The sequence below is a fragment of the Pseudomonas sp. LJDD11 genome (assembly GCF_024584215.1).
Classification (GTDB): Bacteria; Pseudomonadota; Gammaproteobacteria; order Pseudomonadales; family Pseudomonadaceae; genus Aquipseudomonas.
The window spans coordinates 1-598 of record NZ_JANJFL010000102.1 but is presented as its reverse complement, the minus strand read 5'-3'; the positions used below and the strand labels follow the sequence as shown (position 1 = coordinate 598).

Sequence of the window (598 nt, the reverse complement as noted above, 5' to 3'; positions counted from 1 at the left end):
AGCTGTTTGCATGGCCGGATCTGGGTTGCCGGGTGATCAATCTGGATGACGGGTTCGGTCGTGAACTGGCCGAGGTCGAACATGAGTCCCGACTCATCACCTACAGCCTCCAGGACAAAAGCGCGTCTCTTTATTGCCGCGATGCGAAGTTCGATGACGATGGCGTACGCGCCACACTCGTAACCGCGCACGGCGAACACTTTCTGCGCAGCCGTCTGCTGGGCCGTTTCAACCTGAGCAATGTGCTGGCGGCTATCGGCGCCTTGCTGGGGCTGGAATATGCGCTGGACGAAATTCTCAAGGTCCTGCCAAAGCTCGAAGGCCCGGTCGGACGCATGCAGCGTCTTGGCGGTGGCGACAAGCCTTTGGTCGTGGTCGATTACGCTCACACCCCCGATGCGCTTGAGCAGGTTCTCAATGCACTGCGTCCGCATGCCAAGGGTCGCCTGTTGTGCCTGTTCGGTTGCGGTGGCGATCGTGACAGCGGCAAGCGCCCTCTGATGGCCGAAGTGGTCGAGCGTCTTGCCGATGGCGTCTGGGTGACCGATGACAATCCGCGCACAGAAGCGCCAGGCCGGATCTTCGACGATATCCGCCC

Annotated in this window: 1 protein-coding gene; it reads left to right on the top strand. The window is 61.0% G+C overall.

The genetic code is table 11. The features are described from left to right. Positions 1-598, top strand: a 598-nt coding sequence (locus NRB16_RS28975; protein ID WP_257107578.1) for a Mur ligase family protein, incomplete at both ends; no start/stop codon positions are given.